Source organism: Streptomyces rishiriensis, from assembly GCF_030815485.1.
Lineage (GTDB): Bacteria > Actinomycetota > Actinomycetes > Streptomycetales > Streptomycetaceae > Streptomyces > Streptomyces rishiriensis_A.
Genome location: NZ_JAUSWV010000002.1, coordinates 3,869,465 through 3,884,357, shown reverse-complemented (window position 1 = coordinate 3,884,357; position 14,893 = coordinate 3,869,465). Strand labels below are relative to the sequence as shown.

Annotated in this window: 11 protein-coding genes; 7 read left to right on the top strand and 4 right to left on the bottom strand. The window is 72.5% G+C overall.

What is annotated here, in order from left to right:
* Window positions 1-96 precede the first annotated feature (96 nt).
* On the top strand, window positions 97-1,368 hold the full coding sequence (locus tag QF030_RS19635; RefSeq protein WP_307163979.1) for an MFS transporter: 1,272 nt from the start codon (window positions 97-99) through the stop codon (window positions 1,366-1,368).
* Between the two features lie 12 nt (window positions 1,369-1,380).
* Here QF030_RS19635 and QF030_RS19630 read toward each other — a convergent pair whose 3' ends face one another.
* Window positions 1,381-1,926 carry a GNAT family N-acetyltransferase gene (locus QF030_RS19630; RefSeq protein WP_307163978.1) on the bottom strand — a complete coding sequence of 182 codons (546 nt, stop codon included), beginning with the start codon at window positions 1,924-1,926 and terminating at the stop codon, window positions 1,381-1,383.
* A gap of 51 nt (window positions 1,927-1,977) precedes the next feature.
* On the opposite strand from QF030_RS19630, the gene thpR reads away from it, so the two are divergent.
* Window positions 1,978-2,550: an RNA 2',3'-cyclic phosphodiesterase gene (thpR, locus tag QF030_RS19625; protein WP_307163977.1), complete on the top strand. Its 573-nt coding sequence runs from the start codon at window positions 1,978-1,980 to the stop codon at window positions 2,548-2,550.
* A gap of 194 nt (window positions 2,551-2,744) precedes the next feature.
* Here the strand turns inward: thpR and QF030_RS19620 are convergent, their stop codons facing one another.
* The gene (locus tag QF030_RS19620) at window positions 2,745-3,737 is read right to left on the bottom strand and encodes an aldo/keto reductase (protein WP_307163976.1); all 993 of its coding nucleotides are present in this window, start codon (window positions 3,735-3,737) and stop codon (window positions 2,745-2,747) included.
* A 159-nt stretch (window positions 3,738-3,896) separates the two neighbouring features.
* On the bottom strand, window positions 3,897-4,571 hold the full coding sequence (locus QF030_RS19615; RefSeq protein ID WP_307163975.1) for an SGNH/GDSL hydrolase family protein: 675 nt from the start codon (window positions 4,569-4,571) through the stop codon (window positions 3,897-3,899).
* Window positions 4,572-4,671: 100 nt separating this feature from the next.
* On the opposite strand from QF030_RS19615, the gene QF030_RS19610 reads away from it, so the two are divergent.
* Window positions 4,672-5,688, top strand: coding sequence for a WD40 repeat domain-containing protein (locus QF030_RS19610; RefSeq protein WP_307163974.1), 1,017 nt, complete (start codon window positions 4,672-4,674; stop codon window positions 5,686-5,688).
* Window positions 5,689-5,853: 165 nt separating this feature from the next.
* Window positions 5,854-7,377 (top strand): cellulase family glycosylhydrolase, encoded by a 1,524-nt coding sequence (locus tag QF030_RS19605; protein ID WP_307163973.1) that lies wholly within the window; start codon window positions 5,854-5,856, stop codon window positions 7,375-7,377.
* A 173-nt stretch (window positions 7,378-7,550) separates the two neighbouring features.
* Here the strand turns inward: QF030_RS19605 and serC are convergent, their stop codons facing one another.
* Entirely contained in the window at window positions 7,551-8,669 is a 1,119-nt protein-coding gene (serC, locus tag QF030_RS19600) for a phosphoserine transaminase (protein WP_307163972.1), read from the bottom strand.
* Between the two features lie 154 nt (window positions 8,670-8,823).
* Between serC and QF030_RS19595 the strand changes: the two genes are divergently transcribed.
* From QF030_RS19595 to QF030_RS19585, 3 genes are all read left to right on the top strand, one after another.
* Window positions 8,824-11,832, top strand: coding sequence for an FAD-binding and (Fe-S)-binding domain-containing protein (locus QF030_RS19595; RefSeq protein ID WP_307163971.1), 3,009 nt, complete (start codon window positions 8,824-8,826; stop codon window positions 11,830-11,832).
* Between the two features lie 262 nt (window positions 11,833-12,094).
* Window positions 12,095-13,219, top strand: coding sequence for a lipid II:glycine glycyltransferase FemX (locus QF030_RS19590; protein WP_307163970.1), 1,125 nt, complete (start codon window positions 12,095-12,097; stop codon window positions 13,217-13,219).
* Between the two features lie 236 nt (window positions 13,220-13,455).
* The gene (locus QF030_RS19585; protein ID WP_307163969.1) at window positions 13,456-14,424 is read left to right on the top strand and encodes an EamA family transporter; all 969 of its coding nucleotides are present in this window, start codon (window positions 13,456-13,458) and stop codon (window positions 14,422-14,424) included.
* Window positions 14,425-14,893: the final 469 nt, after the last annotated feature.

Genomic DNA, 14,893 nt, shown 5'->3' with positions numbered 1-14,893 from the left:
CTTTTGAGTTCGGGATCCGGAGCAGACTCCGCCCCCGCACCGACCACCCACGAGACCCTTGCCGAGGAGCCCGCCACGGGCGCCCGCAAGTCATCCATGTTCAGCTCTCTGAAGGTCAGGAACTACCGCCTGTTCTTCATGGGCCAGGTCGTGTCCAACATCGGCACCTGGATGCAGCGCATCGCCCAGGACTGGCTGGTCCTCAGCCTCACCGGCTCCGCGACCGCCGTCGGCGTCACGACCGCCCTCCAGTTCCTGCCGATGCTGCTCTTCGGCCTCTACGGCGGTGTGCTCGTCGACCGGCTGCCCAAGCGCCGGACGCTGCTGTTCACCCAGTCCGCGATGGCCCTCACCGGCATCGCGCTCGCCGTCCTCACCCTCTCGGGCCACGTCCAGGTCTGGCACGTCTACGTCGCCTCCTTCGCCGTGGGCCTCGCGACCGTCCTGGACAACCCGGCCCGCCAGACCTTCGTCTCCGAGATGGTCGGCCCCGACCAGCTCCAGAACGCGGTCAGCCTCAACTCCGCGAACTTCCAGTCCGCCCGGCTGGTCGGTCCCGCCGTGGCAGGCGTGATGATCACCGGCGTCGGCACCGGCTGGGCGTTCCTCTTCAACGGGCTGTCCTTCGTCGCCCCGCTCGCCGGTCTGCTGCTGATGCGCTCGCGCGATCTGCACGCCGTCTCGCGCGCCCCGCGCGGCAAGGGCCAGCTGCGGGAGGGGCTCCAGTACGTCGCCGGGCGTCCCGACCTGATCTGGACGATCGTCCTCGTCGGGTTCGTCTCCACCTTCGGCTTCAACTTCCCCGTCTACCTGTCGGCCTTCGCCGACGACGTCTTCCACGCGGGCGCGGGCTCCTACAGCCTGTTCAACACGCTGATGGCGGTGGGCTCCCTGGCGGGCGCCCTGCTCGCGGCCCGGCGCGGCACGGCCCGGATGCGGGTGCTGGTCGCCGGGGCGGTGGCCTTCGGCGCGATGGAGATCGTCGCGTCCCTCGCTCCCTCCCTGTGGCTGTTCGCCCTGCTCATGGCCCCCATCGGCATGTTCGGCATGACGGTCAACGTCACCGCCAACAGCAGCGTCCAGATGAGCACCGACCCGGCCATGCGCGGCCGGGTGATGGCCCTCTACATGATGGTGTTCATGGGCGGCGCCCCGATCGGCGCCCCGATCGCCGGCTGGATCACCGACGCGTACGGAGTGCGGGCGGGCCTGGCGGCGGGCGGCGTCGTCTCGGCCGCCGCGGCCGTCACCGTCGGCCTGGTCCTGGCCCGGATGGGCAACCTGCGCCTTGCGGTGGGCTGGAACCACGGCCACCCGAGCGTGCGGTTCGTGCCCCGGGAGAACCGGGAACTCGCCGCGGTGGCATGACGTCGTACGACGTCACCCGGAGGAGGCGGCGGGGGGCCGCACCCTCCGGGCCAGCACCTGCCCCGGCCACGCGTGTTCGCCGACGGTGTACGCCTCGGTCGAGGTGAAGCCGTTGGCCTCGTAGTAGGCGACGAGCCTGCGGTCGTCGCCCGCGTAGCAGTCCACCCGCAGCAGGCCGACGCCCGCCCGCCGGGTCTCCTCGGCGGCGTGCGCGAGCAGGGCGCTGCCCACGCCGTGCCCCTTGAAGCGGCGGTCGGAGGCGAGCCAGTGGATGTACCGCTCGGGCTCCCCCGGCGGCGGGAGATGGGCCAGGTACGCCCCGGGCGAGTCGGTGAGGGTGAGGGCGGCGGCCGGCACGCCGTCGGCCTCGGCGACGTACACCCAGCCCTCGTCCACGTAGCGGGCGACCGACTCCACCGTCCTGGGGCTCCGGGACAGGGGCTTCGTCCCCCACTGGCCGGGCCGCCCCTGCGCGGCCAGCCACTCCACACTGCTGTCGAGCATGCCGAGTATCGCGGGGACGTCGTCCGGTCCGCCTTCTCTGATCGTGATCCGCATGACGCGCATTATCCCGGGCGGGCGCCTCCGCCGACGGGGAAAATCGGGGCCATGAGACTCTTCGCCGCCGTGCTGCCCCCGGACGACATCGCCGACGAACTCGCCGTCGAGGTCGCCCGGTTGCGCACGCTGCCCGGTGCGGACGGGCTGCGCTGGACGGGCCGGCCCGGCTGGCACTTCACCCTCGCCTTCTACGGTGAGGTCGACGACGGCCTCGTACCGGAACTGTCGGCACGGCTGGGCCGGGCCGCACACCGGGGCAAGCCCTTCGGCCTGGCCCTGCGGGGCGGGGGACAGTTCGGGCACGGGCGGGCGCTCTGGGCCGGGGCCGCCGGGGACGTACCGGCGATGCGGCTGCTGGCCGACCGGGCGGAGGCGGCGGCCCGGAAGGCGGGCGTGGAGACGGGGGAGCACCGCCGCTACAAGGCCCACCTCACGCTGGCCCGCAGCCGGGAGGCGGTGGACGTGCGGCCGTACGTCGAGGAGCTGGACGCCTTCGAGGGCAGCACCTGGACGGTGGGCGAGCTGGTGCTGGTGCGCAGCAGCCTGCCGAAGTCCGGCGTCGCCGGGGAGCAGCCCCGTTACGCGCCGGTCGGGCGCTGGGCGCTCGGTGGGGCCGGTTAGGCTCGACCCGTGGACCCGAAGACCCGGAACCGGATCATGGCCGGTGCGCTCGTGTTGTTGTTCGTCGTGGTGGCCTTGGCGGCCGCGCTCGGTAGATAGGCCGAGCGGGCCGTCGGGGAACCGCGCGCCGTTCGCCGTGTGCGGACCGTGTGCGGCCGGTCGCGCGGTTCCCGCGCCCCGTCGGGGCGCACCCTCTACCAGGCGAAGGCCTCCGGGGACGGGCCCGGCCCGGGGAAGATCTCGTCCAGGCCGGCCAGCAGTTCCTTGCCCGGCTCCAGTTCTACCGCGCGCAGGGCGGAGTCGAGCTGCTCGGCGGTGCGCGGGCCGACGATCGGGCCGGTCACACCGGGCCGGGTGAGCAGCCAGGCCAGGGCGGCCTCGCCGGGCTGCACGCCGTGCTTCTCCACCAGGTCCTCGTAGGCCTGGATCTGCGCGCGAGCGGTGGGGTCGGCGAGGGTGTCGGCGGCCCGCCCGGAGGCGCGGCGGCCGCCCTCGGCCTGCTTCTTGATGACCCCGCCGAGCAGACCGCCGTGCAGCGGCGACCAGGGGATGACCCCGAGGCCGTACTCCTGCGCGGCCGGGATGACCTCCATCTCGGCGCGCCGCTCGGCCAGGTTGTACAGGCACTGCTCGCTGACGAGCCCGATGGTGCCGCCCCGGCGGGCGGCGGTCTCGTTGGCCTGGGCGATCTTGTAGCCGGGGAAGTTGGACGACCCGGCGTAGAGGATCTTGCCCTGCTGCACCAGTACGTCGATGGCCTGCCAGATCTCGTCGAAGGGAGTGCTGCGGTCGACGTGGTGGAACTGGTAGAGGTCGATGTGGTCGGTGCCGAGCCGCTTGAGGCTGGCGTCGACGGCCCGCCGGATGTTCAGCGCGGAGAGTTTGTCGTGGTTCGGCCAGGCCTCGCCGTCGGCGGCCATGTTGCCGTACACCTTGGTGGCGAGGACGACCTGGTCGCGGCGCCCGCCGCCCTTCGCGAACCAGCTGCCGATGATCTCCTCGGTACGGCCCTTGTTCTCGCCCCAGCCGTACACGTTCGCGGTGTCGAAGAAGTTGATGCCCGCGCCGAGCGCCGCGTCCATGATGGCGTGGCTGTCGGTCTCGTCGGTCTGCGGGCCGAAGTTCATGGTGCCGAGGACGAGGCGGCTGACCTTGAGTCCGGTACGTCCGAGCTGCGTGTACTTCATGGGACACAAGCCAACGGCCTGGAGTGCGCTCGATGCAAGGGGGACCGGCCGGGGAACAGGTCATTCGCGGGGGAAGCGGTCGGTCTCGAGGGTGAGGACGGCCACGGTGCAGATGAGGTCGAGGTCGTCGCCGAAGTCGGCCTTCCTCCCCGTGATGTCTCAGCCCGCGTACCGCCCGCCCAGACCCCACCCCTGGTGCATCGCCTCCGCGAAGGCCGATGCCAGCCGGTGTTCGCCGTTCGCGTTCGGGTGGGTGCCGTCGTAGGTGTCGGTGTCGATGTCCCAGGTCTGCGGGACCGAGGCCAGCAGGATGGGGGAACCCTGCTCGTCCAGGTCGGCTGCCGTCTTCGCCAGGAGTTCGTTGAAGCGGGCGACCTGGGCGGCGAAGGGCTCGTCGTTCGCGGCGCGGACGTTGGGGATGACCGGCAGCCACACCATGGCGATCCGCGGGTTCGCCGCGCGGGCCTCCGCGGTGAAGGCGCGCGCGTTCTCCGCGGTCTGCTCGGCGTTCGTGTAGAAACCCAGGTCGATCAGGCCGAGCGAGACCAGCAGGATGTCCGCCCGTGACGTCCGCACCGCTTCGCCGATCAGCGGGGCCATGTGCAGCCAGCCCTCACCCCAGCCGGCCAGATGACCGCGCGGGAATTCCGGATCGGCGTAGGCGTACGACGCGGGGGAGTCGGTCGCCTTGTCGTAGAGCGCCTCGCGGGGGCCGGCCAGCGTGAACGGGCCGCCGTAAGTGGCGCACAGGTGCCGCCACAAGCGGTAGCGCCAGGTGTGCTCGCCCGAGCTGCCGATCGTCATCGAGTCGCCTACGGGCATGAACCTGAGCATCCGCTCATGATGGGGGATCGGCAAAGGATCACCGCCGCCGGGGGCGTGTGAGACCGGCCACGAATCCGTGAACGGCAGTACGGGATGGCAGGCTTGTGGAATGCGCCGATCTTTCGCCGTCCGAGCCGGAGCCCTTCTCGCCGGGGCCCTCCTCTCGGGTGCCTGCACCGTGCTCGCCGCGTCCACCGCGCCCTCCGCGTACGCGGCCGACGGGGACAAGGGATTCACCATCGAGGATCCGCGCATCACCGAGTCCAGCGGTCTCGCCGCCTCGCGGCAGCACCCGGGTGTCTACTGGACCCACAACGACAGCGACGACGGCCCCTATCTCTACGCCGTCGACAGCGCGACCGGGAAGACCGTCGCCCGGCTCACCCTGACCGGCGTCGGCACGCCGCGCGACGTCGAGGCGATCTCGATCGGTCCGGGCAACGAGATCTGGGTCGGCGACATCGGCGACAACCTCGGCGGCACCTGGCAGTACGTGTGGATCTACCGGCTGCCCGAGCCGGCGAAGCTCGTCGACCAGACCGTCAAGGCCACGCAGTACGTCGTGAAGTACTCCGACGGGCCCCGCGACGCCGAGTCGCTCCTCGTCCACCCCAGGACGGGGCGGGTCTACATCATCGACAAGAAGGAGGACGGCGGGCACCTCTACGAGGGGCCGGCGGACCTCTCCGCCTCCGGGACGAACGTCTTCAAGCCCGTCGCGGCCGTCGACCTCTGGGCCACCGACGCCGCCTTCTCCCCGGACGGCGGCCGGCTCGCCGTCCGCGGCTACTTCGGCGGCATCTCCTATGCCTGGAACGGCGGGAAGATCAAGCGCGAGGGGCGGCTCGACGTGCCGCTCCAGCGGCAGGGGGAGTCCGTCAGCTTCTCCGCCGACGGCACCAGGCTCATGTACGGGAGCGAGGGTTCCGGGAGCTCGGTGGTGGCGGAGGACGCGCCCGAGGGCGCCGGGTCGGGCACCAGGTCGCCGTCCGGCGGCGGCAGTTCCAGTGCCTCGGACGAAGGTGACGGATCCGCGGCCTCCGGCAGCGTGAAGTTCGGCGCGCTGGCGGTCGCCGCGGTCTGTGTCGCCGTCTTCGGTCTCCGCCGGCTCCGGCGCCGCGACTGAGCACCTTCCCGCGTCCTTCCCGCGGCCTCTCCGCGTTTTCCCGTGGAACCGCTGCTGCCGCTCTTCTTGACGTGGTCATGGTGTGTCAGTTTCCTGGGGGGTGCGCGGTGTGTGGGAGCGCTCCCATGTGTTTCGGGCCCGCGCCTCCCGAGAGGAAGCAGCGAGATGTTCCGCAGCTTGCGAAGAGTGCTGTGCGGCCTGGCCGCCGCGCTTGTGATCCCGCTGGGAGCCGGAGCGCAGTCGGCCCACGCGGCGGACACCGCCGCGGCCGAGGCCGGCGCCGGTTACTGGCACACCAGCGGCCGGCAGATCCTGGACGCCGCCGGGCAGCCGGTCCGGGTCGCCGGGATCAACTGGTTCGGCTTCGAGACCGGCAACTACGTCGTCCACGGCCTCTGGTCCCGCGACTACAAGAGCATGATCGACCAGATGAAGTCGCTGGGCTACAACACGATCCGCATCCCCTACAGCGACGACATCTTCAAGAGCACGACCGTCGCCAACAGCATCGACTTCAGCAGCGGGAAGAACGCCGACCTCCAGGGCCTGAACCCGCTCCAGATCCTGGACAAGATCGTCTCGTACGCCGGTCAGGACGGCCTGAAGATCATCCTCGACCGGCACCGGCCGGACGCGGGCGGGCAGTCGGCGCTCTGGTACACGTCCGCCGTCCCCGAGTCGACGTGGATCGCCAACCTCAAGGCGATCGCGACCCGTTACAAGGGACAGGACGCGGTCGTCGGCATCGATCTGCACAACGAGCCCCACGATCCCGCCTGCTGGGGCTGCGGGGACACCGCGACCGACTGGCGGCTGGCCGCTCAGCGGGCCGGCAACGCGGTGCTGTCCGTCAACCCCGCCCTTCTGATCTTCGTCGAGGGCGTGCAGACCTTCAACGGCGTCTCCGGCTGGTGGGGCGGGAACCTGATGGGCGTCGGCCAGTACCCGGTGCAGCTCGACGTGGCGAACCGGGTCGTGTACTCGGCCCACGACTACGCGACGAGCGTCGCCCAGCAGAGCTGGTTCAGCGACCCCGCGTTCCCCGCGAACATGCCGGGGATCTGGGACAAGTACTGGGGCTACATCTTCAAGCAGAACATCGCACCCGTGTGGGTGGGTGAGTTCGGCACCACGCTCCAGTCGACGGTGGACCAGAAGTGGCTTGCCGCCCTGGTGAGTTACCTTCGGCCGACGTCGACGTACGGCGCCGACTCCTTCCACTGGACCTTCTGGTCCTGGAACCCCAACTCCGGTGACACGGGCGGCATCCTCAAGGACGACTGGCAGACCGTCGACACCGTGAAGGACGGGTACCTGGCGAGCGTCAAGGCGCCGGGCTTCCCGGGGACCGGCAGCGGAGGCGGAGGCGGTGGCGGAGGGGGCGGTACGGCCGCCTGCGCCGCCACGTACACCGTCAGCAGCGACTGGGGCGGTGGCTTCAACGCCGAGGTGAAGGTCACCAACACCGGGACCACGGCGATCGGTTCGTGGAAGGTGACCTGGACCTGGAGCGGCGCCCAGCAGGTGACGAGCATGTGGAACGCCTCGTACACCCAGAGCGGGGCGAGCGTGACCGCGGTGAACGCCGCGCACAACGGGGCGGTCGCGGCGGGTGGTTCGGCGAGCTTCGGGTTCGGCGGGACACCCGGGGGCGGGGGTGCGCCCAGCGTGAGCTGCACGGCGGCCTGACCGCACGGCGGCGTGACCTGCACGGCGGGCTGAGCTGTGCGGCCGGATGAGGAAGGGCGCCCGGTGTGCACCGGGCGCCCTTCGTCGTCGTACGGGTCTCGCTGTACGGGTCTCGCCGTAACGGTCTGGCTGTACGGGTCCCCGTCGTACGGAGTCCGGCGTACGGCGGACGACTACAGCTTGTCGATCACGTAGTCGATGCTCTTCGTGAGCGCCTCGACGTCGGCCGGGTCGACCGCCGGGAACATCGCGACGCGCAGCTGGTTGCGGCCGAGCTTGCGGTACGGCTCCGTGTCGACGATGCCGTTGGCGCGCAGCACCTTGGCGACCGCGGCCGCGTCCACGTCGTCGGAGAAGTCGATCGTGCCGATGACCTGCGAGCGCTTGGCCGGGTCGGCGACGAACGGGTTGGCGTACTTGACGTCCTCGGCCCAGCCGTACAGCGTGCGCGCGGAGGTGGCGGTGCGGCGCACCGACCAGTCCAGGCCGCCCTGGCCGTTGATCCACTCCAGCTGCTGGTTCAGCAGGAAGAGGGTGGAGAGGGCCGGGGTGTTGTACGTCTGGTTCTTGCGGGAGTTGTCGATCGCCGTCGGCAGGCTGAAGAACTCGGGGATGTGCCGGCCGGACGCGTGGATCCGCTCGGCGCGCTCGATGGAGGCCGGGGAGAAGACGCCGATCCAGAGGCCGCCGTCGGAGGCGAAGGACTTCTGCGGGGCGAAGTAGTAGACGTCCGTCTCGGCGATGTCGACCGGGAGGCCACCGGCGCCGGAGGTGGCGTCCACCAGGACGAGGGAGCCCTCGTCGGCGCCCGGCACGCGCCTGATCGGGGCGGCGACGCCGGTGGAGGTCTCGTTGTGGGTGAAGGCGTAGACGTCGACGCCCGCCTCGGCCGCGGGCTCCGGGTGCGTGCCCGGGTCGGCGGAGACGACCGTCGGCTCCGCGAGCCAGGGAGCCAGCTTGGCGGCCTTGGCGAACTTGGACGAGAACTCGCCGAACGTGAGGTGCTGCGACTTGTTCTCGATCAGACCGTGGGTCGCGATGTCCCAGAACGCGGTGGAGCCGCCGTTGCCGAGGACGACCTCGTAGCCCTCGGGGAGGGAGAACAGCTCGGAGATGCCCTCGCGTACCTGGCCGACCAGGTTCTTGACCGGGGCCTGACGGTGAGAGGTGCCGAGGAGGGACGTACCGGTGGCGGCCAGGGCGTCCAGCGCCTCCACCCGCACCTTGGAGGGGCCCGCGCCGAATCGACCGTCGGCGGGCTTGATGTCAGCAGGAATCCGGATCTCAGCCACGAAAGCGAGGTTAGCCGGTAGGGGAAACCTGGGTGAAACCTGGTCCGTCGGGTGAGACGGGTTTCTTCTGTGATGCCGGGGGCTGAGTCCCGGGCCTCCCTTCGGCCCGGACGGCCTCCTCCTCGAACGCCGGACGGGCTGGTTGGGTGGACCCATGACAGATCTCGAAGCCGATCTGCGCAAGGTCGTAGGGGGCGAGGTCGCGTTCGACGTGACCTCCCGGGCGCTCACCACCATGGACGCGTCCAATTACCGGCGCGTTCCGCTCGGGGTCGTGGCGCCCCGGGATGCCGACGACGTCGCGGCGGTGCTCGCGGTGTGCCGGTCGCACGGTGTGCCGGTCGTCGCACGCGGCGGGGGTACGTCCATCGCCGGGCAGGCCACCGGCACCGGCGTGGTGCTGGACTTCACGCGCCACCTGAACCGGTTGGTCGACCTGGATCCGGCGACGCGGACGGCCGTCGTGCAGCCGGGGCTGGTCCTCGACCGGCTCCAGGAGGCCGCCGCCCCGCACGGGCTGCGCTTCGGCCCCGACCCCTCCACCCACAGTCGCTGCACGCTCGGCGGGATGATCGGCAACAACTCGTGCGGCTCCCATTCGGTGGCGTGGGGGACGACGGCGGACGGCGTGCGCGAGCTGGAGGTCGTCACCGCGCGCGGGCGGCGGCTGCGGCTCGGGCGGGGCTGGGCGGGGGCGCCGGACGGCCTGCGGGCACTGGTGGACGGGGAACTGGCCCGGCTGCGGACCGGCTTTCCCGAGCTGCCCCGCCGTATCTCGGGGTACGCGCTGGACGCGCTGCTGCCGGAGAACGGCGCCGACGTCGCCCGGTCCTTCTGCGGCAGCGAAGGCACGCTCGGCGTGCTCACGGAGGCCGTCGTACGGCTCGTCGAGGCTCCACGCGCGCGTGCGCTCGCGGTGCTCGGCTACGCCGACGAGGGCGCCGCCGCCGAGGCCGCGGCCGGGCTGCTGCCGTTCGGACCGCTGACGGTGGAGGGGATGGCGGCCGACCTGGTGCCGCCGGGCGCGGCGGGCGGACTGCCGCGGGGCGGGGCCTGGCTGTTCGTGGAGACGGGCGGCGGATCGGAGAGCGAGGCACGCGCGCGTGCGCAGGCCGTCGTCCGCGCGGCGGACGTCCTGGACGCGCGGATCGTCCGGGACGCCGCCGGGCAGCGGGCGCTGTGGCGGATCCGCGAGGACGCGAGCGGGACGGCGACCCGCATGCCGGACGGCACGGAGGCCTGGCCCGGCTGGGAGGACTGCGCGGTGCCGCCGGCCCGGCTCGGCGCCTATCTGCGGGACTTCCGGGCGCTGCTCACCGACCACGGGCTGCGCGGCACGCCGTACGGGCACTTCGGGGACGGCTGCATCCACGTCCGTATCGACTTCGACCTGCTGACGGGGCCGGGGATCGCCCGCTTCCGCCGGTTCTCCGAGGAACTGGCCGAGCTCGTCGTGTCCCACGGCGGCTCGCTCTCCGGCGAACACGGCGACGGACAGGCCCGCGCCGAGCTGCTGCCGAAGATGTACGGGACGGAGATGGTCACGCTGTTCGAGCGGGCCAAGGCGGTCTGGGACCCGGACGACCTCCTCAACCCGGGGATGCTGGTGCGCCCCGCGCCCCTCGACGGCAACCTGCGCTTCGCCGTGCTCCCGCGCGAGCCGGTCGACGTGGCCTTCGGCTATCCGTCCGACGGCGGTGACTTCTCGGCGGCGGTGCGCCGGTGCGTCGGCGTCGCGAAGTGCCGTACGACGACCGCGCCGGCGTCGGTGCCGGGCTCGGGCTCCGGCTCCGGCTCGGGGGTGATGTGTCCGTCGTTCCGGGTCACGGGCCGGGAGGAGCACTCCACGCGCGGGCGGGCCCGTCTGCTGCACGAGATGCTGGCCGGTGAGCTGGTGACCGACGGCTGGCGCTCCACGGAGGTCCGGGACGCCCTCGATCTGTGCCTGTCCTGCAAGGGCTGCCGCTCCGACTGCCCCGTCGAGGTGGACATGGCCACTTACAAGGCGGAGTTCCTGCATCACCACTACGAGGGCCGTCGGCGTCCGGCCGCCCACTACAGCATGGGGCGGCTGCCGGTGTGGCTGCGATGGGCGAGCCGGCTGCGGCTGGCCGCCCCGCTCAACGCGCTCGCCTCGGTCGGCCCGTCGGCGAGCCTTGCCAGGCGGCTGGGCGGGATCGCGGCCGAGCGGGACATCCCCCGGCTGGCGCGGGAGACGTTCAGCGGGTGGTGGCGGCGCAGGGAACCCGCCCCCGAGCCGGGGCGGGCGGGCGACCTGGTCGTCCTGTGGCCCGACACCTTCACCGAGCACCTGTCGCTGTCCGTGGGCCGGGCCGCCGTGCGGGTCCTGGAGGCGGCGGGGCTGCGGGTGGCGCTGCCGCCGACCCTGCGGATGCGCGGGCGGCCGGTGGGCGACGGCCGGTCGAGGAGCGGGGCCGCGCTGCTGACCGCCCGCCGGGGCCGGGTCTGCTGCGGGCTGACGTACGTCTCCACCGGCCAGCTCGACCACGCGCGCGTGGTGCTGCGCCGCACGCTCGACCTGATGGAGCCGGTGCTGGAGACGGCCGCGCCGGTGGTCGTCCTGGAGCCGAGCTGTGCGGCCGCCCTGCGCACCGACCTGCCCGAGCTGCTGCACGACGACCCGCGCGCGGCCCTTCTCGCCGCCCGCGTCCTCACCTTCGCGGAGGCCTTGGAGCGGCACGCGCCCCACTGGACTCCGCCCCGCCTGGACCGTCCCGCGGTCGGCCAGACCCACTGCCACCAGCATGCCGTCCTGGGCGACGCGGCCGAGCGGCGGCTGCGCGAGGCCGCCGGTCTCACCGGCGAGCTGAGCGGCGGGTGCTGCGGCCTCGCCGGCAACTTCGGCTTCGAGAAGGGCCACTTCGAGGTGTCGGCGGACTGTGCGGAGGAGCAGCTGCTGCCGGCCGTGCGGGACGCCCCCGAGGGTGCGGTGGTCCTCGCGGACGGCTTCTCCTGCCGCACCCAACTGGACCAGCTGGCGGGGATCCGGGGCCAGCATCTCGCGGAGGTGCTGGCGGAAGGCCTGGAGGACGAAAGGCCGGGCGGACAGGCGGACCGCTCGCCGGGCGGACAGGCGGGCGGACAGGCGGGCGGACAGGCGCACCGCCGGAAGGGCGCGGGCGGAAGGGAGGGCGCGGACTGAGGGGAGGGCGCGGGCGGAAGGGAGGGCGCGGACTGAGGGGAGGGCGCGGGCGGAAGGGAGGGCGCGGACTGAGGGGAGGGGCTGAGGGCAGGAGAAGGGGGAGGACGGAGGGGGGAGGGAGGGGAGGAGTGAGGTAGGTGGCTTGTGCGCGTGGTGGGCGTGGCTGAGCCCGGGACGGGCGCGGCCGACTCCTACGCTGGCCGGGACGGTCGCCCGGCGATGCGAACGGGCGATGCGACGAACACTCGAAGGAGCCCGGCGTATGAGTCTGCGTGTCCGGTCCATCACCCGTGACGAGCACCTTGCGTTCGTCGCGGCCCGCCCCTCGGCCAGCCATATGCAGATCCCGTCGTGGGGCGAGGTGAAGGCGGACTGGCGGGCGGAGAGCCTGGGCTGGACCGACGGGACCGGTGCGCTGGTGGGGGTGGGACTGGTGCTGTTCCGGCCGCTGCCGAGGCTGCGCCGGTATCTGGCGTATCTGCCCGAGGGGCCGCTCGTCGACTGGCACGCCCCGGATCTGGTCGAGCGCTGGCTGGAGCCGATGCTCGCGTGGCTGAAGGCGCGGGGGGCCTTCTCGGTGAAGATGGGCCCGCCCGTCGTCGTACGTCGCTGGAGCGCCGAAGCGGTCAAGGCGGCCATCGCCGACCCGGGCGCCCACCGGCTCCGGGACGCCGAGGCGAGCTCGTACGAGCCGCGCGCCTTCGACGTCGCCGACCGGCTGCGCCGCGCCGGGTGGCAGCAGACCGAGCCCGGCGCGGAGGACGGCTTCGCGGCCGGACAGCCCCGCTACGTCTTCCAGATCCCGTTCGCGGGACGCACGCCCGAGGACCTTCACAGCGGTCTCAACCAGCAGTGGCGGCGCAACATCAAGAAGGCCGAGAAGGCGGGCGTGAAGGTCGTCAGGGGCGGTGCGGAGGACCTCGGGGCGTTCTACGCGCTGTACACCGAGACCGCCGAACGCGACCGGTTCATCCCGCGCCCCCTGTCCTACTTCCAGCGTATGTGGAGCGCGCTGAACGCCGAACATCCCGACCGTATGCGGCTGTACCTCGCCCACCACGACGGCGAGGTCCTCGCCGCGGCGACCATGCTCACCGTCGGCGAGCACGTCTGGTACTCGTACGGCGCCTCCACCAGCCGCAGGCGCGAGGTCCAGCCCAACAACGCCATGCAGTGGCGCATGATGACCGACGCCCATGAACTGGGCGCCGCCGTCTACGACCTGAGGGGGATCACCGACACCCTGGAGGAGTCCAACCACCTGCTCGGCCTGCTCCGCTTCAAGGTCGGCACGGGCGGCCAGGCCGTGGAGTACCTGGGCGAGTGGGACTTCCCGCTCAACAGGCTGCTGCACAGGGCACTGGGCCTCTACATGGCGCGCAGATAGCCGCCCACGCGGCCCTGGACGACGCGAGCCCTCACGCGGCTTCGGACGACGCGACGGCGAGCCCGGCCGGCGAGCGGCGTCCCCGTCTCACAACGCGACCCGCCGAGCATCTCGCCGCCACGTCTCACACCACAAGACAGCGGCATAACGGGTTCACACACCTGACGAAGTCCATTACCCTGGACTTGCCAGTGCAGCATGATGTACATACCCCGAGCCGAGCACCAGGACCGCCCGTGACTGCCCCCGACACCGCCGCCACACCCCAGCTCGCCCCCGGCGCCACGGCGACCGGCGCTCCCGGGAGCCCGGGCCGTCTGGGCGCCCTCGGTCCGGTCGGCCTCGTACTCGCCGGAGGCATCTCGGTGCAGTTCGGCGGCGCGCTGGCGGTGACGCTGATGCCGAGAGCGGGAGCGCTGGGCGTGGTGGCGCTGCGCCTGCTGGTGGCGGCGGTGGTCCTGCTCGTCATCTGCCGGCCACGGCTGCGCGGCCACTCCCGCACGGACTGGGGCACGGTCGTCGTCTTCGGCGTCACGATGGCCGCGATGAACGGCCTCTTCTACCAGGCGGTGGACCGCATCCCGCTGGGCGCGGCGGTGACGCTGGAGGTCCTCGGCCCCCTCGCGCTGTCGGTCGTGGTCTCGCGCCGCCCGCTGAACCTGATCTGGGCGGGCCTGGCCCTCGTGGGCGTCTTCCTGCTCAGCGGGGGCGGTGGGCACGGCGGGGACGGCGGCGGGTTCGGCGGCGGCCTCGACCTGGTGGGTGTCGCGTTCGCGCTGGGCGCGGGGGCCATGTGGGCGGCGTACATCGTCTTCAGCGCCCGCACGGGCCGCCGCTTCCCCCAGGCCGACGGGCTGGCCCTCGCGATGGCGGTGGGCGCGGTGCTCTTCCTCCCCCTGGGCCTCGCCGAGTCGGGCACGAAACTGGCCGATCCGGTGACGCTGGGCCTGGGCGCGGCGGTGGCCCTGCTCTCCTCGGTCCTCCCCTACACCCTCGAACTCCTCGCCCTGCGCCGCATGCCGGCCTCCACCTTCGCGATCCTGATGAGCCTGGAACCGGCCGTCGCCGCCACCGCGGGCTTCCTCATCCTCGACCAGGCCCTGACCACGATCCAGGCGGGCGCGATCGCACTGGTCGTCGCGGCGAGCATGGGCGCGGTCCGCACACAGGTCGGCCGGCCCAAGGCGGCGGTCCCGGAGGCCTGACGGACACCTCGGCCGGGGCGCTCGGCGACTCCTCCCGGCTGCGGCAGCATCAGCCGCAGCGATCGGCGATCGGCGATCCAGGACATGCCGAGTGCCGTCGCCCCGAGTGGCTCGACCCCCGTTCGCTCGCGGGCCGCGCGTGGTGGCCGGGCCCGCGCGAACCAGGCGCCCTCGCCCCCGGCCCACGGGTGCGGTGGCCGGGGAGGCCCGCGCGGACCAGGCGCCCTCGCCCGGACGGACGCCGATTCCCGTGTGCGGCGGCTCCACACTCGCGGCGCGGTTCCCGGCGCACGGCGAGAGCGACGAAGCGGCCGCGGCAGGGCACCGCTGCCGGTCGGCCGGAGCCGTGCGTACGACGTTTATCCCAAGGCGTCGGCGTCGCCCTGGCCGGCACGCCGGCCCAACTGACCTCCCCGGCCACCGCTATGACGTTGATGGCGACCGCAGCCCCCGGACGTGGGGTCTGCAC

What these genes read in the sequence shown, in the direction of transcription:
- QF030_RS19635 (WP_307163979.1), top strand. Translation starts at nt 97, where the DNA reads ATGTTCAGCTCTCTGAAGGTCAGGAACTACCGCCTGTTCTTCATGGGC.
- QF030_RS19630 (WP_307163978.1), bottom strand. Translation starts at nt 1,926, where the DNA reads ATGCGGATCACGATCAGAGAAGGCGGACCGGACGACGTCCCCGCGATA.
- thpR (WP_307163977.1), top strand. Translation starts at nt 1,978, where the DNA reads ATGAGACTCTTCGCCGCCGTGCTGCCCCCGGACGACATCGCCGACGAA.
- QF030_RS19620 (WP_307163976.1), bottom strand. Translation starts at nt 3,737, where the DNA reads ATGAAGTACACGCAGCTCGGACGTACCGGACTCAAGGTCAGCCGCCTC.
- QF030_RS19615 (WP_307163975.1), bottom strand. Translation starts at nt 4,571, where the DNA reads ATGCTCAGGTTCATGCCCGTAGGCGACTCGATGACGATCGGCAGCTCG.
- QF030_RS19610 (WP_307163974.1), top strand. Translation starts at nt 4,672, where the DNA reads ATGCGCCGATCTTTCGCCGTCCGAGCCGGAGCCCTTCTCGCCGGGGCC.
- QF030_RS19605 (WP_307163973.1), top strand. Translation starts at nt 5,854, where the DNA reads ATGTTCCGCAGCTTGCGAAGAGTGCTGTGCGGCCTGGCCGCCGCGCTT.
- QF030_RS19595 (WP_307163971.1), top strand. Translation starts at nt 8,824, where the DNA reads ATGACAGATCTCGAAGCCGATCTGCGCAAGGTCGTAGGGGGCGAGGTC.
- QF030_RS19590 (WP_307163970.1), top strand. Translation starts at nt 12,095, where the DNA reads ATGAGTCTGCGTGTCCGGTCCATCACCCGTGACGAGCACCTTGCGTTC.